10 protein-coding genes are annotated in these 11921 nt (G+C 60.9%); 5 read left to right on the top strand and 5 right to left on the bottom strand.

What is annotated here, in order from left to right; translation table 11 throughout:
• Nucleotides 1-27 precede the first annotated feature (27 nt).
• A complete protein-coding gene (locus ACYZT4_RS15380) occupies nt 28-849 on the top strand; it encodes an isocitrate lyase/PEP mutase family protein (protein WP_461980964.1) in 822 nt (273 codons plus the stop codon).
• A 2-nt stretch (nt 850-851) separates the two neighbouring features.
• Complete coding sequence (locus tag ACYZT4_RS15375) at nt 852-1547, top strand: extensin-like domain-containing protein (protein WP_461980963.1); 696 nt, start codon at nt 852-854, stop codon at nt 1545-1547.
• 17 nt (nt 1548-1564) lie between these two features.
• Here ACYZT4_RS15375 and ACYZT4_RS15370 read toward each other — a convergent pair whose 3' ends face one another.
• On the bottom strand, nt 1565-2185 hold the full coding sequence (locus tag ACYZT4_RS15370; protein WP_461980961.1) for an energy transducer TonB: 621 nt from the start codon (nt 2183-2185) through the stop codon (nt 1565-1567).
• Between the two features lie 94 nt (nt 2186-2279).
• Between ACYZT4_RS15370 and ACYZT4_RS15365 the strand changes: the two genes are divergently transcribed.
• Nucleotides 2280-3062: a class I SAM-dependent methyltransferase gene (locus ACYZT4_RS15365; protein ID WP_461980959.1), complete on the top strand. Its 783-nt coding sequence runs from the start codon at nt 2280-2282 to the stop codon at nt 3060-3062.
• Nucleotides 3063-3109: 47 nt separating this feature from the next.
• On the opposite strand, the gene ACYZT4_RS15360 is transcribed toward ACYZT4_RS15365, so the two are convergent.
• Nucleotides 3110-3763 (bottom strand): TetR/AcrR family transcriptional regulator, encoded by a 654-nt coding sequence (locus tag ACYZT4_RS15360; RefSeq protein WP_461980957.1) that lies wholly within the window; start codon nt 3761-3763, stop codon nt 3110-3112.
• A 94-nt stretch (nt 3764-3857) separates the two neighbouring features.
• On the opposite strand from ACYZT4_RS15360, the gene ACYZT4_RS15355 reads away from it, so the two are divergent.
• Both ACYZT4_RS15355 and ACYZT4_RS15350 read left to right on the top strand, forming a co-directional pair.
• On the top strand, nt 3858-4958 hold the full coding sequence (locus ACYZT4_RS15355) for an efflux RND transporter periplasmic adaptor subunit (RefSeq protein ID WP_461980955.1): 1101 nt from the start codon (nt 3858-3860) through the stop codon (nt 4956-4958).
• A 5-nt stretch (nt 4959-4963) separates the two neighbouring features.
• On the top strand, nt 4964-8029 hold the full coding sequence (locus ACYZT4_RS15350) for an efflux RND transporter permease subunit (protein ID WP_461980953.1): 3066 nt from the start codon (nt 4964-4966) through the stop codon (nt 8027-8029).
• A gap of 98 nt (nt 8030-8127) precedes the next feature.
• Here ACYZT4_RS15350 and ACYZT4_RS15345 read toward each other — a convergent pair whose 3' ends face one another.
• Genes ACYZT4_RS15345 through plsB form a run of 3 tightly spaced genes read right to left on the bottom strand, consistent with a single transcriptional unit; the run spans nt 8128 to nt 11774 of the window.
• A complete protein-coding gene (locus ACYZT4_RS15345; protein ID WP_461980951.1) occupies nt 8128-8817 on the bottom strand; it encodes a DUF4197 domain-containing protein in 690 nt (229 codons plus the stop codon).
• Nucleotides 8818-8859: 42 nt separating this feature from the next.
• On the bottom strand, nt 8860-9258 hold the full coding sequence (locus ACYZT4_RS15340; RefSeq protein WP_461980949.1) for a YbaY family lipoprotein: 399 nt from the start codon (nt 9256-9258) through the stop codon (nt 8860-8862).
• Complete coding sequence (plsB, locus tag ACYZT4_RS15335; RefSeq protein ID WP_461980947.1) at nt 9255-11774, bottom strand: glycerol-3-phosphate 1-O-acyltransferase PlsB; 2520 nt, start codon at nt 11772-11774, stop codon at nt 9255-9257. The genes ACYZT4_RS15340 and plsB overlap by 4 nt, the downstream gene beginning before the upstream one ends.
• Between the last annotated feature and the right edge of the window lie 147 nt (nt 11775-11921).

Raw genomic sequence — 11921 nt, 5'->3', positions numbered from 1 at the left:
TTCCCTGCCTTTTTCAGGAGCCTGCCAATGGATGCGCAAACCCTTCGAGCCCAAGCGTTCAAAGCGTTGCACGAACGCGACGGGGCTTTTGTCATTCCCAACCCGTGGGACGCCGGCTCGGCGAAAATGCTCGCCAGCCTGGGCTTCGAGGCGCTGGCGACCACCAGTGCCGGTTATGCCTTCTCCCAAGGCCGTCCCGATGGCGGGCTGACGCTGGACGATACCCTGGAGAATATTCGGGCGATTGTCGCGGCCACTGACCTGCCGGTCGCGGTCGATCTGGAAAACGGTTTTGCCGACGACCCAGCCGAATGCGCCCAAAGCATTTTGCGCGCCGCTGCTGCGGGCGCTGTCGGCGGTTCGATCGAAGATGCGACCGGCCGTGCCGACGCGCCGATCTACTGTTTCGAGCATGCCGTAGCGCGGATTGAAGCCGCCGTCGCCGCCGCCCGCAGTTTGGCGTTTCCGTTCACGCTGACGGCGCGGGCGGAGAATTTCCTGCACGGTAACCTCGATCTGGACGACACCATTCGCCGCTTGCAAGCGTTCGCCGCAGCGGGCGCCGACGTACTGTATGCGCCAGGTTTGCGCAGTGCCGAGGACGTGTTGGCGGTGGTGCGCGCCGTGGCGCCGAAACCGGTCAATGTGCTGATGTCCGGCGGTTTGAAACTGACGGTCGAGCAATTGAGCGACATGGGCGTCAAGCGCATCAGTGTCGGTTCGGCGCTGGCGTTGGCGGCGCTTGGCGAGTTTTACCGTGCGGCGGAGGAGATCAAGACCTCGGGCACGTTTGGCTTCACGTCGCGGTCCATGGCGTATGCGCAGGCCAATAAGCTGTTCAAGGGCTGACGATGCGGTTTTTGCGGGTGCTGTTGTTTTTGGTGCTGATCTTCGGCGTGGCGGCGGTGAGCGTCTGGCGCGGCTGGATCTCGTTGCCGACGCAGTGGAACCCGTGGGCGCCGCTGGACGTGAAGGCCGAGCCGAATCTGTTGACCCGCTACAAGTTGATGCGGCTGCGCGATGATCCGCAATTGTGCGAACAGGCGTTGAGCAGTTCCGGATTACGGTTCGCCCCTCAGGCCGACAGCCCCGACGGCAAATGTCCCTTGACCGACATCTTGCGTGTGCAGGGTGGCGACGTGGCCCTGAGCAGCAGTTTCCTCGCCAGTTGTCGACTGGCCGTGTCGTTTGCCCTGTTCGAGCGTCACGCCCTGCAACCGGCTGCGCAGGCGGTCTACGGCCAAGCGGTCACGCGCGTCGATCATCTGGGCAGTTTTGCCTGCCGCAACGTCTATGGCCGTGAGACTGGCCGGGTCAGCCAGCATGCGACGGCGAACGCACTGGACATCGCCGGGTTTCGCCTCGCCGATGGCCGCTCGATCAGCGTGCTCAAGGACTGGCCTAAGGATAATCAGGACGCAGGGTTTTTACGCCAGGTCCGCGACGGCGCCTGCGAGATGTTCAGTGTGGTGTTGAGCCCGGACTACAACGCCGCCCATCGCAATCATTTCCACGTGGATGTCGGGCCGTGGTGGGTGTGTCGCTGAGGGCTTGTTATCGCGGATCAGGCGGCGATGCGCAGGTTCTGCAGGACGATCGGGCGAGCCCAGCCGATATCGAAATCGAAGTTCTTTTGTTGTTCCGCGAGCTCTGTGGCCGGGAACGGCGGGAAAGGCTTGTCCAGCAGGTCCAGTTCGAATTCGGCGATCGGCAGGTGCAGTGGGCGCGGTTGTGGCGCCGGGCCGGCTTCTGGCACGGGTTGGCCTGCCGTCAGCACAATCGGGCGAACCCAGCCGCTTTCGAAATTCTGCTGCTTTTGTTGAGCCGCGATTTCTGCTGGCGGGAATGGTGGGAATGGTTTGTCCGCCAGCGCCATGTCGAACTCCGCAATCGGCAGGAACAACGGCTCGGGTGGCTTGACCTGGGTTTCCTGCACGTCGCATTCGCGCTGGGAAACAATGTGCGCCAACAGCTCGCTGCCAATCGTAGGTTCGACCGGGCTGTCGAGATCGACGGGCGGGAAATCCAGAGAAGCCGGCACGACATCGCCCGACTGATCGGCTACTGCCTGGGCAAAAAAATCCTGCCACAGGTGACTGACGCCGCTCAGTGCTTGGGAGTTTCGCAGGCCAAAATCGCCGTAGGGCGAGATGTAACCTATCGATGTGCGTTGAATGTCTGACATTTCTCTCGGTCGACGCTCAGCTCTGGCAAAATGCCCGTTAGTTTTGTTATCGGCAGTTTCTGCCGATCATTAATTTTTTTGAGCGTGTTTTCCCATGATTGAGCAACCGGCGGCTTGCCGCATCCATGTCGAGGCCTTGAGCGCGGCTTTTCAGCCACAGGCCGAGCAATGGGCCGAGCGCCTGGGCCTGCCTTTGCAGGTGACTGACGGTGAGTTTGCCTTGCAGGTCGGCGAGCAGGGTTTGCAGTTGCAACAGCTGGGGCCGGACGCACCCGGCCCGGTGCGCGTGGACTTCGTCGAAGGCGGCGCGGCCCATCGTCGGTTGTTCGGCGGCGGCACCGGGCAGATGATCGCCAAAGCCGTTGGCATTGCGCAGGGCGTACGTCCGCGCGTGCTGGACGCTACGGCGGGGCTGGGCAAGGACGCGTTCGTGCTGGCGAGCCTGGGCTGCGAAATGAGCCTGATCGAACGCCAGCCGCTGATCGGAGCGTTGCTGGAGGACGGTTTGGCGCGGGGCGCAGAAGACTTCGACGTGGCGTCGATTGTGGCGCGCATGCGTTTGCTCAAGGGCAACTCGATCGAGGTCATGCGCAACTGGGAGGGCGAACCGCCGCAGGTGATCTACCTCGACCCGATGTTTCCGCACCGCGAGAAAACCGCGCTGGTGAAAAAGGAAATGCGCTTGTTCCGGCCGTTGGTGGGGGATGACGCGGATGCGCCGGCGTTGCTCGAAGCGGCATTGGCGCTGGCCAGCCATCGGGTGGTGGTCAAGCGTCCGCGCAAGGCGCCGTGTATTGCGGGGCCGAAGCCGAGTCATGCGCTAGACGGGAAATCCAGTCGGTATGACATTTATCCGAAGAAGGCGCTCAAGCCTTGAGCTTCAAGCTTCAAGCTTCAAGCGGTGCTCTAACTGGCAGCTTGAAGCTAACAACTTGAGGCTGCCCCTCTCCCATAAGCCCGCATAAACAATCCCACCACTTCCCGCACATGGTCCTCCGCCGCATCCCCGGTCAACGGCTCGCCGCAGCCATACAACAATCGAAAATTCCCCGCGCCCTTCAGCAGGCAAAAAAAGTGCTCCGCTGCGTTGCGTGGTTTTTCAATGCTCAATGCACCGCTCTGGTCCACCTTGCTCAGCAAGCGTTCCATGCCATGCAGCATGCGCTCCGGTCCTGCCTCGAAGAAGATTTGCGAGAGTCTCGGGTCCTGGCTGCCCAGCGTCATCATCAACCGGTGCAGGTTCACCGATTCATCGCTGTTGATCAGGTGATGAAAGCCGCGTGCGATGTTCAGCAGCACCGTCTCTACCGAAATTCCGTCAGGCAATTCGAAAAACAGCGTAGGCAATTGCTCTTCGCACTTGGCGACCACGGCAGCGGAGAACAGCGTCTCCTTGTCGTTGAAGTGGCTGTAGACGGTCAGCTTCGACACACCAGCCTCGGCGGCGACGGCGTCCATGCTGGTGCTCGCGTAGCCGTTACTCAGGAACAGGGTTTTCGCCGCATCAAGGATTGCCTGGCGCTTGGCCAGATCCTTGGGGCGGCCCGGACCATTGGGTGCTGAAAGATTGTTCGGCATTATTCGCTTTTAATACTGGACTGGTGAGTTTGCTATTAATAACATACTGGCCAGTATAATTATTCCAAGCACCATTAGCGAAAGGTCCTTCACCATGTTCCGCTATGCCTTGCCCCTCGCGTTGCCAGTCAGTCTGGCGTTTTTATTGTCTGCGTGTGGTCACGAGGAGGCGCCGCAAGTCACCGTTCGACCGGCCATGGTGGTTCAGCCAGAGCCTTCGGCCCAAGCGATGGAAAGCTATCCGGGTGAAGTCCGCGCCCGCTACGAACCCGAGCTGGCGTTTCGCATTGGCGGCAAAGTCAGCCGACGACTGGTCGAAGAGGGGCAGCGGGTCAAGGCCGATCAGCCGCTGGCGGAACTCGATCCCCAGGATGTACGCCTGCAACTGGAAGCCACGCGTGCCCAGGTGGCGGCTGCCGAAGCCAACCTGAGTCTGGTACGCGCCGAGCGTGACCGCTACAAAACCTTGATGGACCGTCAGATGGTCAGTCGCTCGCAGTACGACAATTCCGAAAATCTCTACAGATCCGGTGAAGCACGCCTGAAGCAAATCAAGGCCGAGTTCAACGTCTCGACCAACCAGGCCAGCTATGCGGTGCTGCGCGCACCGCAGGACGGCGTCGTCGCCAAGCGTGCGGTGGAAGTCGGGCAAGTGGTTGCCGCCGGGCAAACCGTATTCACCCTCGCCACCGAGGGCGAGCGGGAAGTGCTGATCAGCCTGCCGGAGCAGAACTTCGGCCGTTTCAAGGTCGGTCAGGCAGTTTCCGTCGAACTCTGGACGCAACCCGATCAACGTTTCGCCGGGCGCATTCGTGAGCTGTCGCCTGCCGCCGATCCGAAGTCCCGCACCTTCGCCGCGCGCATCGCCTTCACCGCCGGCAAAGTCCCGGCCGAACTCGGTCAGAGCGCCCGGGTGTTTATCCAGACTGCCAACGTGGTGGCGCTGTCCGTGCCGTTGTCGGCGCTCACCGCAGAAAACGGCGCCACTTATGTCTGGGTGCTCGGCGCCAACAACACCTTGAAGAAAGCGCCGGTCCGGGTCGGTGCATTCGGCGAGAAAAGCGTGCCGGTGCTCGAAGGGCTGAACGCCAGTGACTGGGTGGTGGCGGCCGGTGTGCACGTGCTGCACGACGGGCAGCAGGTGCGCCCGGTGGATCGCTCCAACCGCGTGGTCAATCTGGCGGACAAGGAGTAATTCCGATGGGCTTCAATCTTTCTGAATGGGCGCTGCGTAATCGTCAGATCGTACTGTTCTTGATGCTGTTGCTGGCGATTGTCGGTGCGCTTTCCTACACCAAGCTCGGGCAAAGCGAAGACCCGCCGTTCACGTTCAAGGCCATGGTCATTCGCACCAACTGGCCGGGCGCGACCGCCGAGGAAGTGTCGCGCCAGGTCAGCGAGCGCATTGAAAAGAAACTGATGGAAACCGGCGAGTACGAGCGCATCGTCTCGTTCTCGCGTCCGGGTGAATCCCAGGTGACGTTCGTCGCTCGCGACTCCATGCACTCGGCGGACATCCCCGACCTCTGGTACCAGGTCCGCAAGAAGATCAGCGATATTCGCCAGACTCTGCCACCCGGCATCCAGGGCCCTTTTTTCAACGATGAATTCGGCACCACCTTCGGCAACATCTACGCCCTGACCGGCGACGGCTTCGATTACGCGGTGCTCAAGGACTACGCCGACCGCATCCAGATCCAGCTGCAACGAGTCAAGGATGTGGGCAAGGTCGACCTGCTCGGGTTGCAGGACGAGAAGATCTGGATCGAACTCTCCAACGTCAAGCTCGCCACCCTCGGCTTGCCGTTGGCCGCTGTGCAGCAAGCGCTTGAAGAGCAGAACGCGGTGTCCACGGCCGGCTTCTTCGAAACCACCAGCGAGCGATTGCAGCTACGGGTCTCGGGGAATTTTCAGACAGTTGAAGAGATTAAAAACTTCCCGATCCGCGTTGGAGATCGCACGTTCCGGATTTCCGATGTCGCCAACGTTCGTCGCGGTTTCAACGATCCGCCGGCGCCACGCATGCGCTTCATGGCCGAAGACGCCATCGGTCTGGCGGTGGCAATGAAGGACGGCGGCGACATTCTGGTGCTGGGGAAGGCGCTGGAAATCGAGTTCGACAGAATCCAGAAAAACCTGCCGGCCGGCCTGCAACTGCGCAAGGTGTCCGATCAGCCGGCGGCGGTGAAAACCGGGGTCGGCGAGTTCGTTCAGGTGCTGGTGGAAGCGCTGGCGATTGTGTTGCTAGTGAGTTTTTTCTCCCTCGGCGTGCGCACCGGCATGGTGGTCGCCCTGGCGATTCCGCTGGTGCTGGCGATGACCTTCGCCTGCATGTATTACCTCGGCATCGGCCTGCACAAGATTTCCCTCGGCGCGCTGGTCCTGGCGCTGGGTCTGCTGGTGGACGACGCGATCATCGCCGTAGAAATGATGGCGATCAAAATGGAGCAAGGCTTCGACCGGATCAAAGCCGCGAGCTACGCCTGGACCAGCACTGCGTTCCCGATGCTTACCGGTACACTGATCACTGCCGCCGGGTTCCTGCCGATTGCCACCGCGCAATCGGGCACCGGCGAGTACACCCGGTCGATCTTTCAGGTGGTGACTATTGCGCTGCTGGCGTCGTGGATTGCCGCCGTGGTGTTCGTACCGTACCTGGGGGAAAAACTCCTGCCGGACCTGGCGAAAATTCACGCAGCCAAACATGGCACGGATCAGCCCGATCCCTACGCCACGCCGTTCTATGCGCGCGTCCGACGCCTGGTCGAGTGGTGTGTACGTTGGCGCAAAACGGTGATCACTCTGACGGTGGTGTTGTTCATTGCCTCCATCGTGTTGTTCCGTTTCGTGCCGCAGCAATTTTTCCCGGCGTCGGGACGCCTGGAATTGATGGTCGATCTGAAGCTGGCCGAAGGCGCTTCACTGAGCAACACCGCCGACGAGGTCAAACGGCTTGAAGGCCTGTTGAAGGATCACGCCGGCATCGACAATTACGTGGCCTACGTCGGCACCGGTTCCCCGCGTTTCTACCTGCCGCTGGACCAGCAACTGCCGGCGGCAAGCTTCGCCCAGTTTGTCGTTCTGGCCAAGACCATCGAGGAGCGCGAAACCCTGCGCACCTGGCTGATCGAAACCCTCAACGAACAATTTCCGGCCCTGCGCTCGCGGGTGACGCGTCTGGAAAACGGCCCGCCGGTTGGCTATCCGGTGCAGTTCCGGGTCACGGGTGAACACATCGAGGAAGTTCGCGCCCTCGCTCGTAAAGTGGCGGCCAAGGTTCGCGAAAACCCCCATGTGGTCAACGTCCACCTGGACTGGGAAGAGCCGAGCAAAGTGGTGTACCTGAACGTCGATCAGGACCGCGCCCGCGCGCTCGGCGTGAGCACCGCGGCCCTGTCGAAGTTTTTGCAGAGTTCGCTGACCGGCTCCAGCGTCAGCCAGTACCGCGAGGACAACGAATTGATCGAAATCCTCCTGCGCGGCACCTTGCATGAGCGTACCGAGCTGTCGTTGCTGCCGAGCCTGGCCGTGCCGACCGACAACGGTCGCAGCGTCGCGCTATCTCAGATCGCGACGCTGGAATACGGTTTTGAAGAAGGCATCATCTGGCACCGCAACCGCTTGCCCAACGTCACGGTCCGCGCCGACATCTACGGCAAGGAACAACCGGCGACGCTGGTGCAGCAGATCATGCCGACCCTCGATCCGATCCGCGCCGAACTGCCCGATGGCTACTTGCTGGAAGTCGGCGGTACCGTCGAAGACTCGGCCCGTGGGCAGAACTCGGTGAAGGCCGGCGTGCCGCTGTTCATCGTAGTCGTGCTGACCTTGCTGATGCTGCAACTGCGAAGTTTCTCACGCACGTTGATGGTGTTTCTGACAGCGCCTTTGGGATTGATCGGCGTGACGCTGTTCCTGATGGTGTTCCGTCAGCCGTTCGGTTTCGTCGCCATGCTCGGGACCATCGCGCTGTCCGGGATGATCATGCGTAACTCGGTGATCCTGGTGGATCAGATCGAGCAAGACATCGCCGCCGGGCTCAAGCCGTGGCACGCGATTATTGAAGCCACGGTGCGGCGCTTCCGGCCAATTGTATTGACCGCGCTCGCCGCAGTGCTGGCGATGATTCCGCTGTCGCGCAGTGTGTTCTTCGGGCCGATGGCGGTGGCGATCATGGGTGGATTGATCGTGGCGACGGCGTTGACGTTGCTGTTCTTGCCGGCGCTGTATGCGGCTTGGTTCCGCATCAAGAAAGAAACTGCCTGATACCCTGTAGGAGCTGCCGCAGGCTGCGATCTTTTGATCTTGAAAATCCCAAGCAAGGTCAAAAGATCGCAGCCTTCGGCAGCTCCTACAGATGATCGTCAGAGCGTGCCGAATACTTTCTTCGCCAGGCTGGTCGCTGCTGCCGCAGGGTTCTTGCGAATCGATTCTTCCTGCTTGCCGATCATCTCGAACAAACCGTTCAGCGCTTGCTCGGTCACATAGCTTTCGATGTTGGCGTTCTTCGTATCCACCACGCCCATGGTCGCGGCCTGGCCGGCGAAGGAGTTGTATTGCTTGGCCAGCCCGACTTGATCGGTGGCTTGCTTGACGATCGGCAGGAACTTGGCGCGGATCTGTTCGCGGCTGGTTTTGTTCAGGTATTGGGTGGCCGAATCGTTGCCGCCGCTGAGAATCCCTTTGGCGTCATCAACGGACATTTTCTTCACCGCGTCGACGAGGATCGGCTGGGCCTGGGTCACGGCAGTTTCTGCCGCTTTGTTCATGCTGGTTTCCAGCTGATCGACCTGATCGCCCATGCCAAACTGCTTCATTTTGCTGGCGACTTTGCCCAGTTTGCCCGGCAGTTCGATTTTCACGTCCGGGTTGTTGCTGAACCCGCCCGGCGTGCCGAGTTGTTTCACGGCCAATTGCGCGCCTTGGGTCAGGGCATCCTTGAGGCCGCCGGTGGCGTCTTTTTGCGACAGATCACTGAGCGACAGCGCCATGGCGCTGGCGGAGATCATCAAGCCTGCACACAGGCCGGCGAAGCGAAGGGTAGGGCGGAACATGGGGGCTTCCTTGTTCGAAAAAAGTGTTCGAAAAAAGTGTAATCAGGGGACAGCGTTGACGCGGATTTTCAGTGGTTGCGGATCGCTGCCATCCAGTTGCACGGCGTGATGTTCGGTGGTGATGAACATCAGTTGGCCATTCACTTCGATGCGCGCGCTGACGGAATACCGATGACCGGGTTTGACCTGGGCCTGATCGTAACTCAGATGAAACGGCAACGGCACCTGGCCTTTGACCGGGCCTTTCTGTTCGGCGAGGACCACGGCGGGGGCGTCGGCCAGAGATACGTCCTGAAGGCTGACGCTAAGGGTGGCGGTCGGTGGCAAAGCGATGCGTTGCAGGTAAAAGACTTCGCCGTCTAGGCTGGTTTTGGCAGCGGGTTGCATGGACTGACAGGCGCCCAGCAGAGCGGTCATGGCCAATAAAAAAAGTTTTTTCATCTGATATCTCCAATCGAAGGTTCGGGCTGGACGGTAGCCAGGTCTGCCGCATCTTCACTGCGATGCAACGCCACCTGGCGGATCGACAACCGAATCTCCGCCGGCAACACCCGTTTGGCCGCGCCCTCGGCCAGTTCACCGAGCAGTTCGTGATAGCTAAGCTTGCCGGCTTCGTCGCGCTTGAGCACGTCGAGGTCGAGCAGGGTCTGGATGAAGTGCCGGAACAGGCTCTTGTCGAAAAACTCCGGGGCGTTCAGCCCATGCAGGATCGACAGGCGCTGGGCCATCACCGTGCACAGGTCTTCGAGTTCTTCGGCGCTGATACTGTTCTGCCCGCTGTTGAGCAGCAGCGAAACCGTCATATAGAAGCGCTGCAGGGTCTGGGCGATGCTCTTGGACAGCAGCGTCAGCAGCACGAAGTGTCGCGAGCTGGGTGCCGGACGCAGGTAAATGTTGTTCTCGAAGCGCAGCAAGCCTTGCTCGACGAACGCTTCGAGCCACTGATCGATCACCGCATCCAGCTCGTCCATGGACCAGCGTATGAACAGCTCCGATTGCAGGTACGGATACAGCGCGCGGGTGTAACGCAGGATCTGTTCGCGGCTCATGCGCGAGGCGCTTTGAAAGAAGCTCGCGAGCAGCGCAGGCAGCGCAAAAATGTGCAGCACGTTGTTGCGGTAGTAAGTCATCAGGACCGCGTTTTGCTCGTCCAGGTACAGAATTTTGCCCAGCGCATCGCTCTGTTCGGACAGCAGGTCCATGTCCTTCACGTGCTTGATCAGCGCTTGGCCATCACCTTCCGGCAACGTGGTGTGCGGTGAGTACGGCACCTTGCGCAGCAGCGCCAGGTACAGATCCAGCACCCGCGCCATGGCACGATCGTCCAGCGCCAGGCGAGTGGTGGACAGTAACGCCAGGGCCACCAGATTGACCGGATTGATCGCCGCGGCTTCGTTGAGATGCTGCGCGACTTTCTCGCCGAGGCGGTTGGTGGTTTCGTTGAGCCACGCCGGCTTGAACTGCGGGCCGAGTGCCTGCTGGCGCCAGTCCGGCTGTTCGCTGTCGAGGAATTCCGCAAGTTTGATCGGCTCGCCGAAGTTCACTGCGACCTGGCCGAAGCGCTGCTTGAGGGCGCCGATGACTTTGAAGATGTCGAAGATCGATTCTTTCTTTTTGGTCGCGCCACGCAGTTCGCCGAGGTAAGTCCGGCCTTCCAGTACACGTTCGTAGCCGATGTACACCGGAATGAAGACGATCGGCATGCGCGACGAACGCAGGAAGCTGCGCAGGGTGATCGCGAGCATGCCGGTTTTCGGTTGCAGCATGCGCCCGGTGCGCGACCGGCCGCCCTCGACGAAATACTCGACCGGGAAGCCTTTGGTGAACAGGGTGTGCAGGTATTCGTTGAACACCGCGGTGTACAGCGGATTGCCCTTGAAGGTGCGGCGCATGAAAAACGCGCCGCCACGACGCAGCAGGCCGCCGATTCCCGGCATGTTCAGGTTGATCCCGGCGGCGATGTGCGGCGGGGTCAGGCCGTTGCGAAACAGCAGATAGGACAGCAGCAGGTAGTCGATGTGGCTGCGGTGGCAGGGCACGTAAATCACTTCGTAACCCGGGGCGACCTTCTGCACGCCTTCGATGTTGTTGACCTTGATCCCGTCGTAGATTTTGTTCCAGAACCAGCTCAGCACCACTTCCATGAAGCGGATCGCGGTGTAGGTGTAGTCCGAGGCGATTTCGTTGCCGTAACGCAGGGCCTGGGCCTTGGCTTTCTCCGGGGAAATGTTTTCGCGCTCGGCTTCGTCGAGGATCGCTTGCTTGACCAGCGGCTGATTGAGCAAGCCTTTGACCAGGTTGCGTCGGTGCGAAATGTCCGGGCCGATCACGGCGGCTTTGAGGTTGCGGAAGTGCACCCGCAGAATTCGCTGGGCCATGCGCACGGTGCGCTCGTGGCCCTTGTTGTGATCGATCAGTTCGCGCAAGTGGATCGGCGCGGAAAACTGCACGCGGGTCTTGCGCCCGAGGACGATGATACTGAGCAAGCGACGCAGACGCCCGGTGACCGCCCAGCTGTCGGCGAAGAGCAGTTTCCACGGGCTCGATTCGCTGTCCGGCGACTGGCCCCAGAATACGCTGACCGGAATGATCTGCGCGTCTTCGGCGGCGTTCTGGCTCAGGGCGCTGACCAGCCGGCTCAGGGTCGGCGGCGCACCGCGTTTATCCTGGCGGCCGAGCCAGTCGGGTTCCGGCGTCAGGTAGAAGAACGCGGCGGGTTCCAGCAGATCGCCAACGGCCACCGGCAGCACCGGGCGCGGCAGGCCGGCCTTGGTGCACTCGGTATCGACCACGGCGAGTTCCGTCAGCGAGGGGTTTTGCAGGACGTAGAACACCGGACGACTGCGGTCGAGGTTGAGGGTGAACGACGACTGGTTGATGGTCTCGGAGCGAACCCAGAGAAAGAGCAGTCGGCGCAGGGTGCCAAACACAAGACGGCGGAACGGGGAGCGGGTCATACGGCTTCTGCGTGAGTGAATAAAACCGAGCATTTGCTCGGGCGGTCGATAGTGTGCCGGATTCACTGAAAATCGGCAAAAAAGCGCCTGAGTAAAGTGAGTGGAGAGTTTTCACACCTGTCATATACTCGGCGAGCCCGCACTGGC

The sequence above is a fragment of the Pseudomonas sp. GB2N2 genome, assembly GCF_054897705.1.
Note: the sequence above shows the minus strand (reverse complement) of the source record. Positions and strands in the feature narration are given on the sequence as shown.

Bases quoted from the DNA above. Each gene is read 5' to 3' on its own strand.
- ACYZT4_RS15380 (WP_461980964.1), top strand. From the start codon at position 28: ATGGATGCGCAAACCCTTCGAGCCCAAGCGTTCAAAGCGTTGCACGAA.
- ACYZT4_RS15375 (WP_461980963.1), top strand. From the start codon at position 852: ATGCGGTTTTTGCGGGTGCTGTTGTTTTTGGTGCTGATCTTCGGCGTG.
- ACYZT4_RS15370 (WP_461980961.1), bottom strand. From the start codon at position 2,185: ATGTCAGACATTCAACGCACATCGATAGGTTACATCTCGCCCTACGGC.
- ACYZT4_RS15365 (WP_461980959.1), top strand. From the start codon at position 2,280: ATGATTGAGCAACCGGCGGCTTGCCGCATCCATGTCGAGGCCTTGAGC.
- ACYZT4_RS15360 (WP_461980957.1), bottom strand. From the start codon at position 3,763: ATGCCGAACAATCTTTCAGCACCCAATGGTCCGGGCCGCCCCAAGGAT.
- ACYZT4_RS15355 (WP_461980955.1), top strand. From the start codon at position 3,858: ATGTTCCGCTATGCCTTGCCCCTCGCGTTGCCAGTCAGTCTGGCGTTT.
- ACYZT4_RS15350 (WP_461980953.1), top strand. From the start codon at position 4,964: ATGGGCTTCAATCTTTCTGAATGGGCGCTGCGTAATCGTCAGATCGTA.
- ACYZT4_RS15345 (WP_461980951.1), bottom strand. From the start codon at position 8,817: ATGTTCCGCCCTACCCTTCGCTTCGCCGGCCTGTGTGCAGGCTTGATG.
- ACYZT4_RS15340 (WP_461980949.1), bottom strand. From the start codon at position 9,258: ATGAAAAAACTTTTTTTATTGGCCATGACCGCTCTGCTGGGCGCCTGT.
- plsB (WP_461980947.1), bottom strand. From the start codon at position 11,774: ATGACCCGCTCCCCGTTCCGCCGTCTTGTGTTTGGCACCCTGCGCCGA.